General features: G+C 72.3%; 13 protein-coding genes. 10 read left to right on the forward strand and 3 right to left on the reverse strand.

The annotated features are described in order from the left end of the window. From IH50_RS0135680 to IH50_RS38240, 4 genes are all read left to right on the forward strand, one after another. On the forward strand, nt 1-806 hold an 806-nt coding region (locus tag IH50_RS0135680), incomplete at its 5' end, for an NADase-type glycan-binding domain-containing protein (protein ID WP_324617167.1). 106 nt (nt 807-912) lie between these two features. After that, nucleotides 913-5,961 carry a hypothetical protein gene (locus IH50_RS0135685; RefSeq protein WP_107062227.1) on the forward strand — a complete coding sequence of 1,683 codons (5,049 nt, stop codon included), beginning with the start codon at nt 913-915 and terminating at the stop codon, nt 5,959-5,961. A gap of 350 nt (nt 5,962-6,311) precedes the next feature. Continuing rightward, complete coding sequence (locus IH50_RS0135690) at nt 6,312-6,986, forward strand: RNA polymerase sigma factor (protein ID WP_030872270.1); 675 nt, start codon at nt 6,312-6,314, stop codon at nt 6,984-6,986. Further along, nucleotides 6,986-8,173, forward strand: coding sequence for a hypothetical protein (locus tag IH50_RS38240; protein WP_037873503.1), 1,188 nt, complete (start codon nt 6,986-6,988; stop codon nt 8,171-8,173). The genes IH50_RS0135690 and IH50_RS38240 overlap by 1 nt, the downstream gene beginning before the upstream one ends. A gap of 204 nt (nt 8,174-8,377) precedes the next feature. Here the strand turns inward: IH50_RS38240 and IH50_RS0135700 are convergent, their stop codons facing one another. Further along, nucleotides 8,378-9,271 (reverse strand): L,D-transpeptidase family protein, encoded by an 894-nt coding sequence (locus tag IH50_RS0135700; RefSeq protein WP_051767581.1) that lies wholly within the window; start codon nt 9,269-9,271, stop codon nt 8,378-8,380. Nucleotides 9,272-9,577: 306 nt separating this feature from the next. Here IH50_RS0135700 and IH50_RS0135705 point away from each other — a divergent pair, with 306 nt between their 5' ends. The 3 genes from IH50_RS0135705 to leuE all read left to right on the forward strand — a co-directional run bounded on the left by IH50_RS0135705 (nt 9,578) and on the right by leuE (nt 12,537). Beyond that, a complete protein-coding gene (locus IH50_RS0135705) occupies nt 9,578-11,176 on the forward strand; it encodes an acyl-CoA mutase large subunit family protein (RefSeq protein WP_030872276.1) in 1,599 nt (532 codons plus the stop codon). Nucleotides 11,177-11,268: 92 nt separating this feature from the next. Then, entirely contained in the window at nt 11,269-11,844 is a 576-nt protein-coding gene (locus tag IH50_RS0135710; RefSeq protein ID WP_030872280.1) for a Uma2 family endonuclease, read from the forward strand. A gap of 42 nt (nt 11,845-11,886) precedes the next feature. Next, nucleotides 11,887-12,537, forward strand: coding sequence for a leucine efflux protein LeuE (gene leuE / locus IH50_RS0135715; protein WP_030872282.1), 651 nt, complete (start codon nt 11,887-11,889; stop codon nt 12,535-12,537). A gap of 3 nt (nt 12,538-12,540) precedes the next feature. Here the strand turns inward: leuE and IH50_RS0135720 are convergent, their stop codons facing one another. Further along, on the reverse strand, nt 12,541-13,944 hold the full coding sequence (locus IH50_RS0135720; protein ID WP_030872286.1) for an FAD-dependent oxidoreductase: 1,404 nt from the start codon (nt 13,942-13,944) through the stop codon (nt 12,541-12,543). A gap of 72 nt (nt 13,945-14,016) precedes the next feature. Here IH50_RS0135720 and IH50_RS0135725 point away from each other — a divergent pair, with 72 nt between their 5' ends. Continuing rightward, nucleotides 14,017-14,667: a TetR/AcrR family transcriptional regulator gene (locus IH50_RS0135725; RefSeq protein ID WP_030872289.1), complete on the forward strand. Its 651-nt coding sequence runs from the start codon at nt 14,017-14,019 to the stop codon at nt 14,665-14,667. A gap of 91 nt (nt 14,668-14,758) precedes the next feature. Here the strand turns inward: IH50_RS0135725 and IH50_RS0135730 are convergent, their stop codons facing one another. After that, a complete protein-coding gene (locus IH50_RS0135730) occupies nt 14,759-15,880 on the reverse strand; it encodes an acyltransferase family protein (protein ID WP_030872291.1) in 1,122 nt (373 codons plus the stop codon). A 220-nt stretch (nt 15,881-16,100) separates the two neighbouring features. Between IH50_RS0135730 and IH50_RS0135735 the strand changes: the two genes are divergently transcribed. Then, entirely contained in the window at nt 16,101-17,561 is a 1,461-nt protein-coding gene (locus IH50_RS0135735; RefSeq protein WP_030872292.1) for a glycosyltransferase family 29 protein, read from the forward strand. Next, nucleotides 17,558-19,891 carry a glycosyltransferase gene (locus tag IH50_RS0135740; RefSeq protein ID WP_030872296.1) on the forward strand — a complete coding sequence of 778 codons (2,334 nt, stop codon included), beginning with the start codon at nt 17,558-17,560 and terminating at the stop codon, nt 19,889-19,891. Before IH50_RS0135735 ends, IH50_RS0135740 begins: the two co-directional genes overlap by 4 nt. Nucleotides 19,892-19,977: the final 86 nt, after the last annotated feature.

The raw sequence follows: 19,977 nt of genomic DNA on the forward strand, positions 1-19,977 counted from the left end.
CCCCAGCACCCCCCGCCGACCCCGCCCCCATAGGCCCCGTCCTCCCCGCGAAGCCGGTCACGCCCCGGCCCGTGGTGCGGCCCACCGCCGTGGAGGAGGGCGACGTGGTGGGGCGGGCGTGCCCCGTCTGCGGGACGGTCAACCGGCCCGAGCGGCGGTTCTGCCGGCGCTGCGCGGCCGAACTGAAGCCCGCCGAGAAGCCCGCCCCGCTGCCGTGGTGGCGGACGGTGTGGCCGTTCCGGCGCCGGAAGCGGGCCGGGTCGGGATCGGTGTTCCGGTTCGTCGTGATCCTGGCCGTGGTGCTGGCGCTGTGCGCGGGAGGCTTCCTGCTGCTGCCCGCCGGACGGGCCCTGATCGAGGACACCCGGGACAAACTGGGCAAGGCCACCCCCATCACCCCGGCCGCCGTCGAGGCGAGCGCGGCGGTGCGCGGACATCCGGCCGAGGACACCACGGACGGGCTCAACAACCGCTACTGGGGCGCGCCCGGACCGGGCGCCTCGGTGACCTACACCTTCCGCAAGCCGTTCCGCCTGGTCGACCTGATCATCACCAACGGGGCGTCCACGTCCCCCGAGGCGTACGCCCGCCAGGGCCGCGCGCTCCAGGTGGACCTGGAGGTGACGGCCGAGGACGGCACCGAGCACCACAAGGAGATCACTCTCAGCGACAAGCCGGGCCCGCAGACGATCCCCACCGGCATCAGCGACGCGAAGTCGGTACGCCTGGTGCTGCGTTCGCCCGCCGGCCTGACAGCCGGACGTCATCTGGCCCTCGCGGAGGTGGAGTTCTTCCAGCGGAGCTGACGGACAGGAGTACGGGAGTCGACGTCCCGGTGGAGCGCGGACGGCGATTGGCAGAGCAGGAGGGAGACCGCCCACACCCCGCCCCACCAGCGGATACGTTGACGAGGTGCGGACACAGCAGCAGTCAGGGGACGGCCGGACCGGCACCTCGGAGCAGGCGTCCCGGACGCCCCGCACCGAGCGTCCACCCGCCCCTCTGCTCTCGCTCCAGCGTGCCGTCGGCAACGCGGCCACCTCACGCGCCGTGCGCAGGACCCGGACCGCGGCCGCCGGCCGCCCCGCACTGCCGGACATCGAGGAGCGCACCGAGACGGGCCTCGTGCTGCCGCCGTACCTGATGAACCTCCAGGCGGGCGGCCTCTCCTCGTCGTACGGGCCGACCGGCCACGAGTTCGTCCGGCACGCCGTCTCCGCGGTCGTCGGGCACGCCGACGGCGCCGTCGCCGAACTCGCCGGCGAACTGGCCGGCCGCCCGGAGAGCTTCTTCGGGCAGGGCCGCGCCTTCGCCGTCGAGGGCCGCACCGGCAAGGAGTGGTACGACGTCACCGTCACGATCCGCCGGGCCCCGGACGACCGGCCGCCCGTCTTCCACCCCGGGGACACCCTGGCCGACGCCTCACCGGGCACCGACGGAGTGCCGCAGGCCGCGCTCGACCACCCCGAGGGCAAGGACACCAAGCTCGACGTCCACCACAACTCCGCCGCCACCGTGAGCTCCACGAGCGGCGGTTCGTCGAGCAAGGGCGCCGGAGGCGTCGCCTTCGGGCTCGCCCCCGTCGCCCCGGGAGTGTGGCTCGGCGCGGCCGGCACCGTGAACGCCCAGCCCTGGCAGTCCTCCCGCGAGTCCCGCCGGCAGACGAACGTGGCCGAATGGCGTGTGCTGCGCAGCGACAAGGGCACCGTCGAGGTGGAGCGCAAGGTGCGCTACGAGGTACGGATCCGCAAGCACGGCACCGAGGACGAACAGACCTTCGGCGACACGGGCACCCTCACCCAGCGGGTGCCGACCGAGCACCTGGTCCCGGTCGGCACCGAGGCGCCCGCCCCGCCCCGGCCGGTGACCGCCGCCACCTCCCGCGACGTCTCGCTCTCCGACTCCCTCGCCCCGGTCGCGGTGGCCGACGAGGCCGCCCCGCACCAGGGCGGCGGCGGCCTCTTCGACACCGTCGCCTCGGTGCTGCACCCCGCGCTCACCGCCCCGGGCGCGCCGGGCCGCAGCCGCCTGTACTCGGTGACCTCCACCGCGACCGTCCTCGAGGATCTGCCCCGGCTGCTGCGCGACGGACTGACCGGCGAGGACCTCTACTCCAAGGACGGCAAGACGGCGGGCAGTTACCGGCTGAGCGCCGTCGTCACCGGTCTGTCCCCGGCCTGGGGCACCGGGAAGACACAGCTGCGCACGCACCAGCACGGCCAGACGTCGGTCGCGGAGAGCGCGGGCAAGGGCCGGTCCGTCCAGGCGGGCCTGGGCCCGGCGATCGGCGTCGGCGCGGTCGGCAACGCCGCCGTCGTCCGGGGCACCGCCATGCCCGTCGCGGCGGCCCGCAAGGCGCGCTTCACCGTGAACGAACAGAGCGTCGCCGGCCGGCAGGGCGCGGAGGTCCGCGGCGAGAAGGCCCTCTACTACGGAACCGTACGGTTCACCGCGGAGGGCACAGGACCCCGCGCGGCGCAGCACATCCTGCGCCCCGAGACCCGCGTCGCCGTCCACACGATGAACGTGTGGATCAGCCTGCGGGCCGACGAGGCCCGCTCCTACGGGCTGCCGCTGCCCCCCGGCATGACGGCCGAGGACTTCGTCCGCAAGCCCACGACGACCGACGAGAACGGCGACGAGCGGGACGTCGAACGCCACCTCCCCTACGGCGGCAAGGGCGCCGGAGTCGCGCTGAGCCGCCTCGACACCGGCCCCATGATGCGGGCCGTCCGCGAGATGTTCGCCACCGACCCCCGGCTGGCCGGCTACCTCCCCGCGTTCGGGGCCACCGCGCCCGCCCCCGGCACCAGTGCCGAGGAGGCCGAGGCCCAGCGGCGCAACGTCCGCGAGCTGACGACCGCCCTGTCGGAGACCAACCTCCGCGTCAACAAGGACCAGCTGCTGACCACCGGCATCCGGGTGCGGCTGCGCCGCAAGACGACCCTGCACTCCCACGACGTGCAGCTCCTCGTCAAGGGAGAACTCGGCGGCACCGAGTACGAGGGGGACATCAAGGACTGGTCGGTGCGCAGCCACACGACCGTCGCCGCGAACGCCCAGAGCGGACGGAGCAGCCGGCGCTCGATCGGCGGCCTCGTCCTCGGCCAGGCCCGGCTGGTCCCCGGCGCCCTGACCGGCGCGGCCCGCTACGAGCGGCACAGCACCGGCTCGCACCGCAACCAGGGCGGCACGACCGGCCGTACGGACGTCGTCGCCAACGGCTCCGACACGGCCGCCGCCTTCCGCGCGGCCCTGCGCCTCGACGTGGAGGCCACCATGACCTCCCGCCCCCGCACACTCGCCCGCGGCCTCACCCCCGGCGCCCCCGGCCGGGACGTGCCGGAGCCCGAGACGCTGGCGTACATGAACCTCGGCAGCCAGGACGTACGGCTGCTCACCCCGGCCGAGTTCACCCTCGACGACGACGGCAGGAACCGGCTGGACGCCCTCACCGCGGCCCGCCCCGACGCGGCACCCGCCACGCCCGTCGCCGCCGGCGGCATCGGCGACCTGGCCTCGCTCGACCCGGCACAGGGCATCACCACCGCACTGCACGACTGGCAACTGGTGGAGACCCTCGACGGACAGCCCGTCCGGGACCTCGCCTTCGCGCTGCTGTCCCGGGCCGCCGCCCGCAACAAGCCGCTGCGCGAGGACCCGGCACTGGCCACGGAAGGGCTCGCACCCCGGCTGGCGATCGAGGAGCGGTTCGGCGAACGGCCGATCCAGGCGGCGCTGCGGCAGGCCGCGTCCTCCGGCTGGGTCGTGAAGAACCTCCGCTACCCGCGCCGCCTCGCGGCCCTCGACGGCGCCGTCGGCACCCGGCTCGCCCTGGCCAACCCGGCGTTCGTGCACCGGGGCGCCGGGCCCGGCACCGAGACCTTCGTGCTCGGCGGCCACCAGTCCGCCGGACAGTCGGGCCAGGGCACCACCAGCACGGTGCAGGCCGGCGCCACAGGCTTCGAGAACGGCAGCACCTGGCGGGCCGCGCAGGGCCTGTCGGCGTACCGCACCACGGGCCGGGGCGACGCCCGGTCGTACGCCCTGTCCGGCACCGTCGAACGCAACGCCCACACCCCGAAGAAGGCCCCGCTGTACCTGCTCCAGTGCGATGTGGTGGTCACCATGGTCGCGGAGGTGAAGGTCACCGGCGGCGGCCCGTACGTGGCGACGGGATCCCGGCTCCTGCCCGGCGGGGCGGGCGTGTGGGTGACGGAGGCGCAGCTCCCGGCGGCACTGCGGCGGCAGGCGGGCCTCGACGCCCCCGAAACGGCCACGGGGGACGAGAGCGACACGGACAGTTTCCACACGGCCGCCGAAAGCTTCCGCACGGCCGCCGAACCGGCGGAGGACGAGAGCGACACGGCGAGCTTCCGCACCGCCCCCGCCTTCCCGGAACTCGCCCGCGACCTGCCGCTCGGCTTCGGCATGATCGAGGACCTGCCCAGCTTCGTACCGCTGCTCCCGGCGCTGCGCGCCCGCCTCGCCGAACACCGGCGGCAGGACCTCGCCGACACCCTGCTGCCCCGGCGGCAGCTGGACGACCGCAACGACAACGTGCAGCGCCTGCTGCGCGTCCTGGACCGGGACGGCTCCGCCGGACTGCTGGCCGGCGCCATGGACGGCGGGGTCACCGTCGAGCTGTTCGACGGCCGCAAGACCCCCTACTGGGCGGTGTTCAAGGTCGAGCGGACCGGGGACGGCGAGTACCTGGGCGCGGCGGACGACAAGCGGGACATGGAGTACATCACCTCGGCCGTCGCCCAGCAGGCCGCCTCCCACGACGACGGCGCCACGACCGGCATGGAGGGCGTCCTCGCCGGCTCCGGCAAACCCGACGGCGGCGCGGGACAGCTGAAGAGCACCGGCGGCGCGGCGGGCCTCGGCCTCTCCTCCGGCGCGTCGAAGCGCAGCGGCACCACGAGCCGGGGCCAGCTCGGCATGAAGACGGTCGCGGACGCGAGCACGGCGGCGGTGGCGAGGGTGCGGGTACCGGTCCGCGCCAGGCTCGAACTGTTCAAGGGGAACCGGCGGCTGGACTTCGTCCTGCTGGACCACCTGACCCTGACCCACCGCCTCCCGCGCGCGGACCTGGACGCCCTCTCCCGCATCGGGCCCCCGGCCGCCCAGGCTCCGCAGACGCCCGCCCCGGCGGCCGCCGCCGACCCGGCCCGCTGGCGCGCGGGCGGGGCGCGGCTGCCGATGGAGGCACAGGTCAACGGCTTCCAGGGCGCACCGCAGGTACGGCAGCTCCTCGCGTCCGCCATCCGGCAGGCCGGCGGCGGCGCCCGCTTCGACGACAAGGGGCAGGCCGCCGCGTACGCCCTGCACGAGGCCGTCTCCACCGAGTGGATGACCGCCGCCCTGCCGCTGCTGACCTCCGCCGGGGTCGAACTGCCGCCGGTGCACGCCACCGGCGTGGAGGGCCGGAACCTCCGTGCCTCCCTGCACGCGCGGTTGCGCGACGGCCGGGTGCTGGGCGTCGGCGACAAGATGGCCTTCGAGACGATCGGCCAGAGCCACCTGGAGGGGCTCCGCCCCACCCAGACGGACGGCCAGAGCTCCGCGGACCACAGCAGAGCGGCCCGCGGCCTGGCCGGCGCGGGCGTCCTGGACGCCGGTCAGTTCCGTCTCAACCAGCTGATGGGCAACACGGGCGGCTCGGGCGGCGCCGCCGACGCCACGGCGAACGCCTCCGGCTCGATGCCGGTGCACAAGCCGAAGACGAAGTCGGTCCTCGTTCAGTTCACGCTGGACGTCAGGGCGGTCGCCCGGGTCACCCACCGGGTCCGCGGCTCCCGCACGGAAACGGCCGTACGCGACACGACACTCTCCCGCCCGGTCGTCATCCGTATGCCTGAATTCGCGGTCCGCGCGATGTTGACCGGTCAGCCCGCCCACATCAGGGACGAGGAGAACCACCTGGGCCTGTCGACGGCGCCGCCTCCCGCTCCCTAGGACGCGGGGGACCGGGACTCCGGGGACCGCCGGGCAACGGCCGAGGCCGCCACCCCCCACAGGAGAGGCCCCGGCCGTCGCGCGGTACGGGCCGCGCGGCGACCCGTACTTCCTACAGCGCCATGGGTGCGTTTTCTGTCACACCCCCGTGTCACGGGTTAGTTGCATCTTGGACGGACGTGGACGGGCAGAGGATTCAGGCCGTAACGTGCCTTTCGCGCCAGGCCACGGCGGACACATGACCACGAACCGCCCGCGGCCGGAAACCGCAACCATCAATTGAGTAACCACGACGGCGAGAACCCGGTCCGCGAAAGCGGCGCCGGTTTAGGCGCAAAGAGGGTGCGCGTGTGCTGGGGGACGACGCGGAGCTGACCGCCGCGGTGCGTGCGGCACAGGACGGGGACGAGACCGCGTTCCGGACTGTGTACCGCGCGGTGCATCCGCGGCTGCTGGGGTATGTACGGACACTGGTGGGTGAACCCGACGCCGAGGACGTGACGTCCGAGGCGTGGCTGCAGATCGCCCGTGACCTGGAGCGCTTCACCGGTGACGCGGACCGGTTCCGCGGGTGGGCCGCCCGGATCGCCCGCAACCGGGCGCTGGACCACATACGGATGCGCGGACGCCGTCCCGCGATCGGCGGCGACGAGACCGAGCTGACCGGGTGGGCCGCCGAGTCCGACACCGCCGGCGAGGCCATCGAGGCGCTGGCCACCGACGGCGCGTTCTCCCTCATATCCCGGCTGCCGCAGGACCAGGCCGAGGCCGTCGTGCTGCGCGTGGTCGTGGGCCTCGACGCCAAGTCCGCCGCCGAGACACTGGGCAAACGACCGGGTGCCGTACGGACGGCCGCGCACCGGGGTCTGAGACGTCTGGCCGAGCTGCTCGGCGGCGATCCGGAAGCCCGACCGGAATCCGCCGGGGTGCTCGACGCCCTTCCTCCCCAGAGAGAACCCCGCCGTCGTACGGTGACGTCCGCGAGTGTGACGCAGGTGCGAACGCGGACACAGAAGGACATGTGATGGCCGATGAGCAGCACAGGTGGCTGGACCGCGGGACCGCGGAGCGCTTACTGAGCGGAGAGCCCCTGGAAACTGCCGATCCCGTCGCCCGGGACCAGGCCGGACGGCTCGCCGGAACACTGCGCGCGCTCTCCGCGCCGCCTCCTTCGGACGAGGGGGAACTCCCCGGGGAGGCGGCCGCCCTGGCCGCCTTCCGCAAGGCGCGCGAGGAACGGGAGGGGCGGTCCGAGGCGGCCGGCGGCGAGGACCGGTCCACCGGAACGCGGCCTTCCGGCATCGGGGCGATCCGTATCGGCGTCCCGCACGATGATCGTTCCGGAACCGCGGACGGATCCCGGCGGGGGCGTCCCCTGGGCCTCGGGCTGGCCGCCGCGCTGGTTGCCGGCATGGCCGGGGGCGTCGCGGTCCTGGCCGGAACCGGAGTCCTCACCCCGCCCGACGGCTCCCGGTCCGACCCGGCCGCCTCCGTCACGCACCCCGGACGCTCCCTGGCGTCCCCTCCGCCGGAGGGCACCGCACCGGGCGGAACCACGCCCGGGGGTGCCGCCGGCACGGCGGAGGACGGCGTGGGTGCCGCCGGGGACGCCGAGGGGTCCCGCGCGCCGGGGAAGCCCGGTGCGGACACCGGTGACGACGCGGGCCGTTCCGGCCGCGGCGGGAAGCAGATCGCCGCGGCCTGCCGCGCGTGGCGCGACGGCAAGGCGCTGAACGGCGAGGGCGAGCGCCTCCTCGAGGACGCGGCGGGCGGCTCCTCCCGCGTCGGCGCGTACTGCGAGGACGTGCTGTCCACGTCGGACACCTCCGGTGCGTCCGGTACGACCGGTACGACCGGCACCGACGGGAGAGCCCACGGCGGCGACGGGAACGGGAAGGCTGACGGTCGGAGCAACGACCAGGGCCAGGGCCAAGAGCAAGGACATGGCCAAGGTCAGGGTCAGGGTCAAGGACATGGCCAAGGACATGGCCAGGGTCAGGATCAGGGCGACGATGCCGACAACGGCAACGGCGGCAACAGCGTCAAGAAGGACGACCACGGAAGCAGCGGCACCAACGGAAACGGGGGCGGCGGCGATACCAGCGGTAATAACGGCAAGGGCGGTGACAACGGCAAGGGCGGTGACAACGGCAAGGGCGGTGATAACGGCAAGGGCGGCGATCACGGCAAGGGTGGCAAGAAGAACCCATGACACCGCCCCTGACCTGCCCTTTTGTTGGCCGCTGAACTTTTCTCCCGTGCGGGTGTGACACTTCCGGCCCTTGCGGCGCAGTAATGAGTGAGCCGACTGGTCATCGGCTGTCGCACGGAGCCGGGGTTCCCCCCGTACCCACGGCTCGTGCACCTCGGCGCGGGCGGGACACGTTCCCCCGGTCCCGCCCGCGCCCCTTCCGTCTCACCAGTGCACGACGACCTTGTCGCCGTCGCGCACCTGCTCGTACAGCCGTGCGATCGCCTCCTCGTCCCGTACGTTGACGCAGCCGTGCGAGGCGCCGGCGTATCCCCGCGCGGCGAAGTCGGCCGAGAAGTGCACGGCCTGGCCACCGCTGAAGAACATGGCGTACGGCATGGGCGAGTCATAGAGCGTGGACACATGGTGCCGGGACTTCCAGTAGACGTGGAAGACACCCTCGCGGGTCGGCGTGTACTCGGAACCGAAGCGCACCGGCATCGTCGACACCGTCCGCCCGTCGATCATCCAGCGCAGGGTGCGGCTGGTCTTGCTGATGCACAGCACCCGGCCGGTCCGGCAGCGGGCGTCGGGTTCGTCGGCCGGCTGGCCGCCCATCAGATACAGCTCCCATCTGCCCGGTTCGCGCGTCATGCCGAGCAGCCGCTGCCAGGTGACGGAGTCGGTCACCCCGGTCCTCGGCAGTCCGCGCTTGCCCTGGAAGCCCCGGACCGCCTCCGCCGTCAGATCGTCGTACGTCCCCGTCGGCCCGTGGAAGATCCAGGCGACCTGCCGCAGCCGGGCCTGGAGTTCGCGTATGTCGCGCCCGGAGTCACCGGGGGACCACAGCACGCGCGGTGCCGGGGTGCTGGAAGGAGGGGAGGACTTCCCGCCGTTCCCGCCGTCGCCGCCGTTCCTGCCACCGCCGCTGCCGTCCGGAGCCCGCGACGGTGACCCGGACGACGGCGCGGCCGGTGTCCGGCTCGGCACCTCTATCCGCACCGGCGGCCCGTGCTCCCCGCCCGCCCCGGCCGGCCGCACCGTGCAGCCCGCCGCACCGCCCGCCAGCGCGGCCAGGGCCGTCAGCGCCGCGACGGCCGCGGTTCCCTTCCTCCCCATGCCCGTACTCCGCACACCAGCCCCCCTCGTCTCACCGGCCGCGCCCGGCCGTCCCCTGAGATGTTCCCCGGACGTGACCCCCGGCGAACAAAGGGGCATGGTGGTGAGTGACCGGAAGACGACCGCCGAGGTGGTGCTGTGAGCGGGGTCCCACCGAGGCTGTGAGGAAGGTCCCAGCGTGCGCCCCTCCACCGGGCCGTACGCGCACCGCTACAGTCCGTCGGGAGATCGGCCCGTACCGGCGGGTGACCGACGGGTACCGGGCGAGCGAATCGAGCAACGCTGCTCAGCGGGAGGCATCACACCATGGCGCGCGAGTCGGGCAGTGTCCGGTCCACCGAGAGTGGCCTGCCCATCGAGCCGGTCTACGGACCGGAGGACCTCGAGGGCTGGGACCCGGCGGAGAAACTGGGCGAGCCGGGGGCGTACCCCTTCACCCGGGGCGTGTACCCGACGATGTACACGGGGCGGCCCTGGACGATGCGCCAGTACGCCGGTTTCGGCACGGCGACGGAGTCCAACGCCCGCTACAAGCAGCTCATCGCCAACGGCACGATGGGCCTGTCGGTCGCCTTCGACCTGCCCACCCAGATGGGCCACGACTCCGACGCCCCGATCGCGCACGGCGAGGTCGGCAAGGTGGGCGTCGCCATCGACTCGGTGGACGACATGCGGGTGCTGTTCGGCGGCATCCCGCTGGACCAGGTCTCCACGTCGATGACGATCAACGCCCCCGCCGCCCTCCTGCTGCTCCTCTACCAACTGGTCGCCGAGGAGCAGGGCGTCCCGGCCGACAGGCTCACCGGCACGATCCAGAACGACGTGCTGAAGGAGTACATCGCGCGGGGCACGTACATCTTCCCGCCCAAGCCCTCCCTCCGCCTGATCGCCGACATCTTCAAGTACTGCAAGGCCGAGATCCCGAAGTGGAACACGATCTCGATCTCCGGCTACCACATGGCCGAGGCCGGCGCCTCCCCCGCGCAGGAGATCGCGTTCACCCTCGCGGACGGCATCGAGTACGTGCGCACGGCCGTCGCGGCCGGCATGGACGTGGACGACTTCGCCCCGCGCCTGTCCTTCTTCTTCGTGGCCCGTACGACGATCCTGGAGGAGGTCGCCAAGTTCCGTGCGGCCCGCAGGATCTGGGCGCGGGTGATGAAGGAGGAGTTCGGCGCGAAGAATCCCAAGTCGCTGATGCTGCGCTTCCACACGCAGACGGCGGGCGTGCAGCTCACGGCCCAGCAGCCCGAGGTGAACCTGGTCCGCGTCGCCGTCCAGGGCCTGGCGGCCGTCCTCGGCGGCACCCAGTCGCTGCACACCAACTCCTTCGACGAGGCGATCGCGCTCCCGACGGACAAGTCCGCCCGCCTCGCCCTGCGTACGCAGCAGGTCCTCGCCTACGAGACGGACGTGACGGCGACCGTCGACCCCTTCGCCGGTTCCTACGTCGTCGAGAAGATGACCGACGACGTCGAGGCGGCGACGCTGGAGCTGATGAAGAAGGTCGAGGACCTCGGCGGCGCGGTCAACGCCATCGAGCACGGCTTCCAGAAGAACGAGATCGAGCGCAGCGCCTACCGCATCGCCCAGGAGACCGACTCCGGCGAGCGCGTCGTGGTCGGCGTCAACCGCTTCCAGCTCGACGCGGAGGAGCCCTACGAGCCGCTCCGCGTCGACCCCGCCATCGAGGCCCAGCAGGCCGAACGCCTGGCGAGACTCCGCGCGGAGCGCGACCAGCAGGCGGTCGACTCGGCGCTGGCCGCCCTGAAGAAGGCGGCGGAGGGCGAGGACAACGTCCTGTACCCGATGAAGGACGCGCTGAAGGCGCGGGCGACGGTGGGCGAGGTGTGCAACGCGCTGCGGGAGGTGTGGGGTACTTACGTGCCGTCGGACGCCTTCTGACCTGGCCAGTTACCCCGTATGAGTGATCACGGGCGGAAGCCGTCCGTCCCCGGTTACTCTCGTGGAGAGTGGACCCCGAAAAGGAGGACGCCATGGCCGTACTGCAGCAGGAGCTGACCCTGGGCGAGGCTGCCGACCAGCTCGCCCGTGCACTGCCTGGCCACCGCGTGGAGATTCTCCAGGGGAGGCTCACTGCGACACCGCCGCCGGACAGCTCGCACGGGATGTCGCTGACGAAGTTCTGCAGGGCGCTCGAGCGGGCCGGCATCGAGGGAAGCGGTGCGGACTGGATCCAGGGCGTGGGCCTGTGGCTTCCCGCGTTGCCGCAGGACTTCGCGATCCCTGACCTGTCCATCGTGGACGAGGACATTCACGACGCCCACGTCACGAAGAACTACTACTCTCCACACGTCTTCCGCATGGTCGTCGAGGTCACGTCGTCGAACTGGTCCGACGACCTTGGCCCCAAAGTCGAGTGCTATGCCCAGGCCGGTATTCCGGCCTACCTGATCGTGGATCGCAAACACGACGAGGTCCTGCTCTACGCCGATCCGGCCGATGGCAAGTACCCCGACCCCCGGCGCTTCAAGCGGGGCCAGGACGTGACCGTGCCGGATTCGGTCAGCGTATCCGTCGAGATCCTGGCGGACACCCTTCTCGACGGCTGAAACACCGGAGCGGAGTGTCGCACCCCGTGCGACACTCCCCCCATGTTCGGCGTCATCGACCTCCCCACCTACCTGGCAGGACTGATCCTCATCGTCCTGCTGCCCGGTCCCAACTCCCTCTACGTCCTCTCCGTCGCCGCCCGGCGCGGTGTGCGCTCCGGGTACACGGCCGCCGCCGGCGTCTGGTGCGGGGACACCGTGCTGATGACCCTCTCGGCCGCCGGGGTCGCCTCGCTGCTCCAGGCCAACGCCGTGCTGTTCGGGATCGTGAAGTACGCGGGCGCCGGATATCTGACCTGGCTGGCCGTCGGAATGCTGCGGGCCGCGTGGGGGATGTGGCGGACGCGGCGGGACAAGGACGTGACCGAGGCCCCCGCCGCCGCCCCGCCCGGTGAGCGCCCGTTCCGCCGGGCCCTGGTCGTCAGCCTCCTCAACCCCAAGGCGATCCTGTTCTTCATCGCCTTCTTCGTGCAGTTCGTCGACCCGGCCTACGCCTACCCGGCGCTCTCCTTCGTCGTCCTCGGCGCCTTCGCCCAGCTCGCCAGCGTGCTCTACCTCAGCGCGCTGATATTCGGCGGTACGAAGCTCGCCGCGGCCTTCCGCCGTCGCCGCCGCCTGTCGGCGGGGGTGACCTCGGCGGCCGGCGCCCTCTTCCTGGGCTTCGCGGCGAAGCTGTCGCTGGCGAGCGTGTAGCGGTCAGCGCCCGCCGAACCGGGCCAGGTACTCCGGGAGCCCGGCCGGCGTGTCCCCGGCCCAGCCCACATGGCCGTCCGGGCGGACGAGGAACAGCCCCGCCCCGTACGTCCCGTGCGCCGGGCCGCGCACCACCCGTACGGCGGCGGGCGGCTCGGGGGCGTCCGTGCCCAGCGCCAGCAACGTCCAGTGCGGCCCCCGGAACGCGTCGAAGAGGCGTACACCGTCCACCGTGGCGTCCGGGGCCCGGTCACCCGCGCGCACCGGGCCGGGCGCCGTCCGCGTCTCCGCGGTGAGCGTCGACGCGGGGTAGCCGAGGTCCAGTTGCCGGGTGGCCCCGCCCCGCCGGGTCTCCCCCCGGTGGACGCTGGTGGACAGGCCCAGCATCCGCGCGGCGACCGGGCGCCGCTCCTCCTCGTACGTGTCCAGCAGCTCCGCCCCCGCCCCGTCGCCCAGCACCGCGCCCAGCTTCCAGCCCAGGTTGTAGGCGTCCTGGACGCTGGTGTTGAGGCCCTGGCCGCCGGCCGGGGAGTGCACGTGCGCCGCGTCGCCCGCGAGGAAGACCCGGCCCACCCGGAACCGGTCGGCGAGCGCGGCCCGCGGACGGAAGTCCGAGGCCCAGCGGACCTCCGTGACGTCCTCGGCGGCGAGGTGCGAGCGGGCGGCGACGACCCGCCGTACGCCCTCCGGGGAGAGGTCCACCTCCGTGCCCTCCGCGAACCGGGCGACCAGCTGGAAGTCCTCCGTCCCGGCCAGCGGGCAGATCGCCAGGAGGTCCTCGGTCCCCTCGCCCTGCGGGAAGAAGTGCCAGTTGTCCCGGTCCAGGCCGGTGATCCGCACGTCCGCCACCAGCATGGGGAACGGATCCACCTCCTCCCCGGTCATGCCGACGCCCACCGCCCGGCGCACCACGGAACGGCCGCCGTCCGCCGCGACGAGGTACCGGGCGCGCACCGGCCCGCCGGAGGCGAAGTGCGCGGTCACCCCGTCCTCGTCCTGGACCACGCCGGTGACCTCCCGGCCGAAGGCGACCTTGCCGCCGAGCTCCTCCAGGCGCTCCAGCAGGATCCGCTGGGTGCGCCACTGCGGGACCATCCACGGCTCGTTGTACGGCGCGTCCTCGCTCGGCTCGGCCGGGTCGAACATGTGGTGCTCGCCGACCCGTTCGCCACCGCGCCAGATCATCCCGACCGGGTAGCCGCCGCCCGCCGCGTGGATCGCGTCCAGCACGCCCAGGTCGTCGAAGACCTCCATGGTGCGCGGCTGGAGCCCCTTGCCGCGCGAGCCGGGGAACAGCCCGTCCGCCCGCTCCACCACCAGCGCGGCGATCCCGCGCCGGGCCAGGTCGATGCCGAGGGTGAGGCCGGTCGGCCCGGCGCCCACGATCAGCACAGGGGTGTCACTCATGATCACGTCTCCTTAACGTTGTTAAGTTGCCTGCCCTGTGAGCGTGTCCCTAACGGTGTTAAGTTGTCAAGCGTGAGTTCGGAACGACGCACCCCCCTGGACCGCCGACGGGTCGCCGACACGGCGCTGAGACTGCTGAACGAGGTCGGCCTGGACGGCCTGACGCTGCGCACGATCGCCAGGGAACTGGACGTCAAGGCGCCCGCCCTCTACTGGCACTTCAAGGACAAGCAGGCGCTGCTCGACGAGATGGCGACGGAGATGTACCGCCGGATGGTCGCCCAGGGCGCACCCGACCCGGACGACACCTGGCAGGAGCGGCTGCTCAAGGCCAACCGGGGCCTGCGCACGGCGCTGCTCGCCTACCGCGACGGCGCGAAGGTGTTCAGCGGCTCACGCTTCACGGGGATCGAGCACGCCGAGCAGATGGAGGACATGCTGCGGCTGCTCACCTCCGCCGGTTTCACCCTCGCCGGTGCCACCCGCGCGTTCAACACGACCTACCTCTACACGCTCGGGTTCGTCACCGAGGAACAGGGCGTCCAGCCGCTGCCCGGGGAACGCCGCGAGGGCTTCGACCTGGAGGAACGCGCCCGCATGATGGCCGCCTACCCGCTCGCGGCCCAGGCGGGCGGGGAGATCTTCGGGAACTACGACCAGCACTTCGAGGAGGGCCTCGCCCTGCTGATCGCGGGGATCGAGGCCCGGTACGGGACGCCTTGAGGCCAGGACGCCGGGACACCGGGACGCCCGCGGGAACACCGGGCGCGCGGCACGCCGGAACGCGTCGGCGGCCCCGCGAGCCCTCCGGCGGTCAGCGCCGCTTCGACAGCTGAGTCCGCAGGACCGGTGTCAGGGGTTTCTCCACGAACCGGTGGAGCAGCCACGCCAGCAGCAGCATCGTGGTCAGGGTCAGCGCGAAGGTGAGGGCCGACGGCACGTCCAGCGAGCGGTGCAGGGCGTGGATCACCACCCAGCCCAGGTGCTCGTGGACCAGGTAGAAGGGATACGTCAGCGCCCCGGCCACCGTGAGCCAGCGCCAGTCCGCCCGGCTCAGCCACCCCAGGGCGATCGCCGCCACCGCGGCGAAGCCGAGGGCGACGACCAGGACGATGCCGAACGTGGTGCGGTGGGCGAAGGCGTTCGGGTCGGAGGCGTTCCACAGCTCGCCCACCGCGTAGTGCTGCCCGATCAGGAAGCTCACGATCACGACGGCCCACGCATGGGTGTCCCGCCGGTCGCGGTGGACGAGGTACAGGCCGATCCCGCCGATGAAGAACGGGGCGTACTCCGGCATCAGCACCAGGTCGAGGAGCGGCTCGTGCGCGGCCCGGGCGAGCACCGACGCCAGCAGCCAGCCGCCGCAGAACAGCAGGACCCGCCGGCGGTTCGCGCCGGGTATGACGACGAACAGCGCGAAGAGCGCGTAGAAGCGGAGCTCCACCCACAGCGTCCAGCACACCCCCAGCACCCGGTCCGCGCCCAGCGGCTGCTGGAGCATCGTCAGGTTGACCAGGGCGTCGCTCGGCGACACGGCGTCATAGGCGACCACCGGCAGCGCGAACACGGCCGTGACCAGGACGACCGCCACCCAGTAGGCGGGCATCAGCCGGGACACGCGGGAGGCGAGGAACGACGTCAGGGACCGCCCCCAGCCGCTCATGCAGATCACGAACCCGCTGATCACGAAGAAGATCTGCACGCCCAGGCAGCCATAGGCGAAAAAGGTGTGGAGCGTGGGGAACTGCACCTTGGCCGAACTGCCCCAGGCCTCGGTGACCGTGCCCCCGCGGCCGCCGTAGTGATACGCCGCGACCATGAGGGCGGCGACCAGGCGAAGTCCGTCCAGGGCACGCAGTCGCGTCTCACGGCGAGGCGCCCCCGGCTCCGCCCCCCGGGGCGTGTCGGGTATCGGGCGGGCGATCGTGCTGGTCAAGGAAATCCCCTGCGTTCATGGTCCTGGCCGCGCATACGCCAGCACGCTAGACCGATTCACGGACGACGCCGGGCCATCGGGCCAACCATTCCTCACCAGGACGCGACGAATTCACCTCGATGTCGTTTTGGCTTTCTAAATTCTCTCGACACCCCCATCTGGAAGACATCACGACCGACACCGTCCCGCGGACGGCGGCCGGTTCCGCACAAGGAGTGCCATGACGACGGTCCACAACAGACGGGCACGTGCACAAGGAGGGAAGCTGGACGACTGTCTGCGTGCCTGCGCGGTGCACAGCGGCAAAATCGTCGGCAGCACCGACCGCCGCCGCATCCAGCTCGCCGAGCAGTTGCGGAAGCTGCTCGTCGTGTGCGCCACCGGCGCCACACCGGAGCCGGCGCCCGCACCGAGTGGCGCGACCGCCCTGCTCAAGCGGGCCGTGAAGGGGACGGCGACGCCTTCCGCCGGCCTGTCCAACGAGTTGCTGGACGCCCTGCTCGCCGTCGCCAACAAGGCCCTCGAATGCGGCTACGACGACGAACTGAACCTCGCGCTCCTCATCAGCGACACCGTTCTGGCCCAGCGCAAGAGCTCCCGGGCCGGCTGGCGGCTGCGCGCCCGCCTGCTGGAGGCCCTCGGCGACGAGACCGAGGCCGTGGCCGCCTACGAGCGCTACCTGGGCCTCACCGACGACGACGGCTTCGGCGTGCGCGCCAAGGTCGCCGGACTGCGCACCGCGGCGGAGAAGGAACAGGAACTGCTCGCCCTGCTGCGCCGCCAGTGCCCGCGCGCCGAGGAGTTCGCCCGCGGCCCCGCCACCGACGTGTGGGCCGAGGGCCTGGCCGCGCACGCCGTGGGGGACTGGACCGAGGCCGAGCCGCGCATGGTGGGAGCGATCCTCGCGCTGGCCGCCGAGCGGTCCCCGGTCGACGAACGGCAGGAACTGCTCAGCCAGTACCTGGACCTGCGCACCGACCGGGGCGGCGACCTCCCGGCCCTCACCGAGGCCCTCGCCCTCTACGCGGAGCAGCGCCGCGCCCGGATGCGCGGCCCCGTCGCCGACCCGACCATCGGCGGCGTGCGGTGGCTCAGCCTCGGCGAGTTCCGCAACGAGATCGCCGGCAAGTCCGTCTGCCTGATAGCCAACTCCGGGCGGGTCGGCAGCAGTTCGATGGGCGCCGAGATCGACGCCTACGACCTGGTGGTGCGCTTCAACTCGTACCGCATCGACCCGAAGCACACCGGCAGCCGCACCGACATCCACGCCACCATCCACAAGCACGGCTTCAACTGGGACCAGCAGGTCACCACCCGGCTCGTCTTCGGCGGCATCTCCGGCGACTGGAAGTACTCGCTGCGCAACCGCCTCGTGCCCGGCGCCCAGCGGTTCCTCGGCGACGAGTCGCTGCGCTGGCCCGTGCGCAACATCGGCCGGCTGGGCACCGACGCCTGGACGGGCATCCCGACCACCGGCTTCAACATGCTGTTCCTGCTGGACTTCCTGGACGTCAGCCCCACCCTCGACCTGATCGGCTTCGACTTCTACGAGAGCGGCGCCTACCGCGTGCCGGAGGCCATGAAGATGCCGATCACGTCCGTGCACGAGTACACCAGCGAGAAGGAATGGGTCATGCAGCGGGCCCAGCGAGTGACCGACATGAGGATATCCCTGCGATGACCACGACCTTCCCGGCCGGCACCACCTCCACCCAGGCCCCGGCCCCCTCGTCGGCCGCGCTCACCGGCAAGCGGCGCATCGCCTTCGCCTCCTACGTCGACGAGAACTACCTGCCCGGCTTCCTCGCCCTGCTGCGCAGCCTCGCCCTGTCCAACCCGGGGGTGTGCGAGGACTTCGTCGTCCTCCACGACGACCTGCGCCCCGGCTCCATCGCGAAGATCCGCGCCCTGCACCCGCGCATCGTGCTGCGCCGCGTGGACGCCGAGCGGTACGACTCGTACAAGAAGGGCGACCAGGACAACTACCTGGTCCGCAAGGCGTACTTCATCCTCGACGTCTTCCGGATCCGTGACTACGACACGGTCATCACCCTCGACACCGACATGGTGGTCCTCGGCGACCTGGGCGAACTCCTGAGCCTGCGCGAGGGACTGGCGGCCGTCCCGCAGTTCTTCTACGGGCAGCACAAGCTCAACTCCGGTCTGCTGGTGATCCAGCGCGAGTACCTCAGCGACGCCTTCTGCGCGAAGCTCGACGCGACCGGACGCAGCGGGGACTACGAACTCGACAAGCACGACCAGGGCATCCTCAACGCCGTCCTGGACGGCGACTTCGTCCGGCTCGACGCCCGCTACAACTTCGTCAAGCGGCGCCTGTCCGGCGACCTGCCGGTGCCCGACGACACGGCGATCCTGCACTTCACCGGGCGGCACAAGCCCTGGCAGGGCGGCGAGGCCGGCTACTCCCAGGCGGAGGAGCGCTGGCGCGGATTCGACCTGTCCGACGACGACTTCCACGCCGCGTACCTGGCGTCCTCCGGAGGGCTCCACCACGACCTGCTGGTGCACTTCGGCACCCCGCACGTCATGCGCACCGGGGACGTCGAGTGCGCCCGCAAGGTCGCCGCCGCGCACATCGCGGCCGGTGACTACCAGGACGCCGTCGACATCCTGAGCAGCGTCCGCATCCCGCTCGACGAGGCGTGGCCGCACGAGGTGTTCGGCCACGCCCTGATGAGCGTCTCCCGCTACGAGGAGGCCAGGGCCCAGCTGCTGCTGGCCACCTCCGCGCCCAACCGGGCCGCCACCGCCTACGCCCGGCTCGCCCAGATGGCCTGGGTGCACGGTGACGACACCGAGGCGCTGCGGTACGCCACCGCCGGCATCTCCGTCGACCCGACCCACCGGTCGAGCCGGCTGTGGGCCCAGCGCGCCGGCACCGTGCCCGCCCAGGAGCAGGGCAGCCCCGGGGAACAGCTGGCGCACGTCGCCTTCTACATGGACCGGCAGGGCAACGCGGGCGACAAGCTGCTGCCGGAGACGGTGCGCCTGGCGTTCGGCGAGGACACCACCTCCCGGCGCTGGCACTCCGTCCACGCCCACCGCCTGTTCGACGAGGCGGCCCTGGAGCGGGTCAACGCCCGGCGCGGTCTGGTCATCGGCGGCGGCGGACTGTTCATCCCGGACACGATGCCCAACGGCAACAGCGCCTGGCAGTGGAACGTGGCCGACGAGCAGCTGAACGGCATCGACGTGCCGATCATGGTGTACGCGGTGGGGTTCAACGCCTTCGACGGGCAGTCGTACCGGGCCGGGCGGTTCCGCGAGAGCCTCCGGCTGCTGGTGGAGAAGTCCGCGTTCTTCGGACTGCGCAACCACGGCTCCATCGCGAAGGTACGGGCGATGCTCCCGGACCACCTGCACGACCGGGTCCGCTTCCAGCCCTGCCCCACCACGGTCAGCCGTCAGCTGGTCCCCGGCTGGACGGACCCGGCGCACCGCGAGGACACCGTCCTGCTGAACGCCGCCTACGACCGGGCGGGCCTGCGCTTCGGGCACGACTACGGCCACTTCCTCGCGGAGATCGCGAAGGCCGTACGGGGCATCGGCGCGCACACCGAGGTCCGCTGCGCCGCGCACTCGCTGGACGACGAGCGGATCGCCTTCGACCTGCGCCGTGAGCACGGCATCTCGCTGCCGGTGATCCCGATGTACGACTTCGACAACGACGCCATCCGGGACCTGTACGCGAGGACCCGCCTGGTCATCGGCATGCGCGGGCACGCCGGGATGATCCCGTTCGGCGTGGGCACACCGATCATCAGCCTGATCTCGCACCCCAAGATGGCGTACTTCCTCGCCGACATCGAGCGTCCCGAGTGGGGCATCTCCGTGCACGAGCGGAACCTGGGCGCGATGCTCACCGAGCGGGCCGTCGGCATCCTGGACGCCCACGCGGCGACGGTCGCCGACGTCCACGAGCGCCAGCAGACGCTGTGGAAGGTCACCGAGGAGAACGCGGCCGACCTGCGGAGGATCCTCGGATCCTGAAACAGGGTGAGCCCCCGCGGCCGGTGGACCGCGGGGGCTCACGCACGCGGGTTCAGCGGCCCGCGGCCTTCCTCACCGGCCGGGGC

The sequence above is a fragment of the Streptomyces sp. NRRL S-37 genome, from assembly GCF_000721605.1.
Lineage (GTDB): Bacteria > Actinomycetota > Actinomycetes > Streptomycetales > Streptomycetaceae > Streptomyces.